The organism is Enterobacter sp. KBR-315C3_2022 (assembly GCF_041399425.1).
GTDB lineage: Bacteria > Pseudomonadota > Gammaproteobacteria > Enterobacterales > Enterobacteriaceae > Enterobacter.
The window spans coordinates 1-2,873 of sequence record NZ_JBGKEB010000057.1; the positions used below are offsets into that span (position 1 = coordinate 1).

At 44.2% G+C, this 2,873-nt stretch carries 2 protein-coding genes and 1 pseudogene; 2 read left to right on the forward strand and 1 reads right to left on the reverse strand.

The features are described from left to right. The first annotated feature begins 472 nt into the window (after positions 1-472). Together sopA and AB8804_RS23185 are read left to right on the forward strand one after the other, a co-directional pair. Positions 473-1,639, forward strand: coding sequence for a plasmid-partitioning protein SopA (gene sopA, locus AB8804_RS23180; RefSeq protein ID WP_371190290.1), 1,167 nt, complete (start codon positions 473-475; stop codon positions 1,637-1,639). Then, positions 1,639-2,619: a ParB/RepB/Spo0J family plasmid partition protein gene (locus tag AB8804_RS23185; protein WP_371190291.1), complete on the forward strand. Its 981-nt coding sequence runs from the start codon at positions 1,639-1,641 to the stop codon at positions 2,617-2,619. The genes sopA and AB8804_RS23185 overlap by 1 nt, the downstream gene beginning before the upstream one ends. 115 nt (positions 2,620-2,734) lie before the next feature. On the opposite strand, the pseudogene AB8804_RS23190 reads toward AB8804_RS23185, so the two are convergent. Beyond that, a pseudogene (locus AB8804_RS23190) lies at positions 2,735-2,873 on the reverse strand (transposase); the annotation flags it as partial.

Sequence of the window (2,873 nt, forward strand, 5' to 3'; positions counted from 1 at the left end):
CAATTCTCCTTTAAAATATTAATGTTAACAAATCTTAGTGATAGTTACAATCTGCAATTTAAAAGAAGTTATCTGTTAATATTATAAATAAGGTAATGTTGCAAATTTAGTTATGAGGTAGCCTTCATATTACTGAGGTCCTATCTCTCAAAGCTCAGATACACTAGCGCATCTCTCCCAAGGTATAGCCAGCGCCTTGATCTTTCCGTAGCGCACGTATCACTTCAATACCTTTAATTGTGGCGCATGGTGTCTCAAGGATGTGGCTGCTCACCGCCCACACCGAGCGAGGATCTACAAAGCATCTGTTAACTATGAGATGCGGGATTATTTGGATTGCCATCTACGTTTATAAGTCCTTACTTTTTAACTAACTTTGCACTTTTGGTATAGGTTTGCAATTTTAGTGTTGCTTTGCTGTTTTTAACAAGATTTAATATAATGATGCAAAGTTAAGAACAAGGAATATACAATGGGATTGATGGATACTCTTGATCAGTGCATAGCTGCCGGTCATGAAATGACTAAAGCTATTGCAGTTGCTCAGTTTAATGATGATAGCCCTGAGGCAAGAAAAATTACACGTCGCTGGCGTGTAGGTGAAGCAGCAGATCTAATTGGTGTTTCATCTCAGGCGATTCGAGATGCTGAAAAAGCAGGCCGACTTCCCCACCCTGATATGGAAATGCGCGGACGCGTTGAACAGAGAGTCGGCTACACCATTGAACAAATTAACCATATGCGGGATGTTTTTGGTACACGCTTGCGTCGACCAGATGAAAGCGTTCCCCCAGTCATTGGTGTGGCTGCACATAAAGGTGGCGTCTATAAAACGTCTGTATCTGTCCATTTAGCTCAGGACCTCGCTCTGAAAGGACTCCGTGTTCTTCTTGTAGAAGGAAATGACCCACAAGGTACTGCATCCATGTATCACGGATGGGTTCCGGATTTGCATATTCATGCCGAAGATACTTTATTGCCCTTTTATCTTGGTGAGCGTGATGATGCGTCATATGCAGTAAAATCTACCTGCTGGCCGGGACTTGATATCATCCCTTCATGCCTTGCTCTTCACCGTATCGAAACAGAACTTATGGGGCGGTATGATGATGGCAAACTGCCTACCGAACCCCATATGATGCTCCGACTCGCTATAGAGACGGTTGCTCATGATTATGATGTTATTGTTATCGACAGTGCGCCAAACCTTGGCATAGGCACTATTAATGTAGTCTGCGCTGCTGATGTTCTTATCATTCCGACGCCAGCCGAATTATTCGATTACACATCAGCCCTGCAATTTTTCGATATGCTGCGCGATCTTCTAAAAAACGTCGATCTGCAGGGCTTTGAGCCTGACGTCAGAATTTTGCTTACCAAGTACAGCAATAACAATGGTTCACAGTCTCCGTGGATGGAAGAGCAGATCCGAGATGCATGGGGAGGAATGGTTCTTAAAAATGTAGTGCGTGAGACCGATGAAGTTGGTAAAGGTCAGATTCGTATGAGAACTGTTTTTGAGCAGGCCATTGACCAACGTTCTTCTACTGGCGCATGGAGAAATGCGCTTGCTATATGGGAGCCTGTATGTAATGAAATTTTTGATCGCTTGATTAAACCTCGTTGGGAGATCAGATAATGAAACGTGCACCAGTTATTCCAAAACATGTTGTTAAAAATCCACCTTCTGAACCAGTACAGCTTACTTCTGCGACCCCTGCTGCACCCATGGTAGATTCTTTAATTGCCCGGGTTGGTGCTATGGCCCGCGGAAATTCAATTATACTTCCGGTCTGTGGTCGAGAGGTCAAATTCACCCTTGAGGCGATTCCAGGCGATAATGCCGAAAATGCTACCCAAGTATGGTCCGGTAATGAGCGCGATCAGGAACTACTTACAGAAGACGCGCTTGATGACCTGATTCCCTCCTTTTTGTTGAGTGGTCAACAGACTCCAGCCTTTGGACGTCGCTTATCTGGGATCATTGAAGTTGCAGATGGCAGCCGCCGGCGCAAAGCCGCCATCCTTACATCGTCGGATTACCGAATTCTGGTCGGGGATCTTGATGATGAACAAATGTCGGCATTGTCTCGATTAGGTAATGACTATCGGCCCACCAGTGCATATGAACGTGGTAAACGATACGCATATCGACTTGAGAATGAATTTGGCGGAAATGTTTCTGCTCTTGCTGATGCAGAAAACATTTCCCGCAAGATCATCTCGCGCTGCATAAACACCTCGCGATTACCAAAATCTGTTATTGCATTGTTTACCCACCCAGGCGAACTTTCTGCCCGGGCCGGAGAATCTTTGTACAAGGCATTCACTGGAAAAGAAGAGTTACTTCAACTGCAAACTCAACATCTTCATGAACAGAAGGACGCTGGTGTTATCTTTGAAGCGGATGAAGTAATTGGCTTTTTGACTGGTACATTGAAAGATTCATCCAGAGAAAAAGTTAAACTTAATACCCGGCACCAGTTCGTTCCAGGGGCGTCGGCTATCTATAAAGGTGACAAAGTTATTTTGAACCTTGATAAGGCGCGCTTACCACCAGAATGCATTGAGAAAATTGAGGGTATTCTTCGAGAATTACAACACAGACAAACTTCGTAATCAGATTAGAAAGTTATATCTCCATTTTTCTGCTATTCTCATTTTAAAATCTGTAAATGCTGTTTGGGGAGCAACATTCGAACAGCATTATGCAGTATTCTCAGTATCTACATAGTTAATATGTTCTCTCCACATTCCCGCCTCTTATCAGGTGCGCCGTAAAACCCCGTCCTCCAGGGCGGGGATATAAGGCACGGTTTTCCGGCTAACCTGGTGTTTGCTGCTGCTCGATGTATTGTCGGATGATCGAAATC

Excerpts from the sequence above, each read along its gene's own strand:
- AB8804_RS23185 (WP_371190291.1), top strand. The coding sequence starts at position 1,639 with ATGAAACGTGCACCAGTTATTCCAAAACATGTTGTTAAAAATCCACCT.
- sopA (WP_371190290.1), top strand. The coding sequence starts at position 473 with ATGGGATTGATGGATACTCTTGATCAGTGCATAGCTGCCGGTCATGAA.